Raw genomic sequence first — 272 nt, 5'->3', positions numbered from 1 at the left:
CAAGCGTATGTTTCATCACTTAATGCTGTTGTAACACAAGCGAGTTCTGCTATACCAATTATGCCATTGTATATTTCAGCTTTATTCAAGGTAATGAAGGCGGACGGAACATACGAAGGCACCATTGAGCAAATTCATGGTTTATTTACCGAAAACCTGTACGGTGAAACGCCGCGTTTTGATGATGCTGGACACTTATTTCAAAACTACAAAGAACTTGAAGACGATGTTCAAGCACGTATCCAAGCAGTATGGGACAAAGTAGATACCAG

Annotated in this window: 1 pseudogene; it reads left to right on the top strand. The window is 40.4% G+C overall.

The features are described from left to right. Positions 1–272, top strand: a pseudogene (locus R2R70_RS20310) (bifunctional NADH-specific enoyl-ACP reductase/trans-2-enoyl-CoA reductase); the annotation flags it as partial.

Origin of the sequence: Cobetia sp. SIMBA_158 (assembly GCF_046566945.1) — a bacterium.
Taxonomy (GTDB): Bacteria; Pseudomonadota; Gammaproteobacteria; order Pseudomonadales; family Halomonadaceae; genus Cobetia; species Cobetia amphilecti.
Note: the sequence above shows the minus strand (reverse complement) of the source record. Positions and strands in the feature narration are given on the sequence as shown.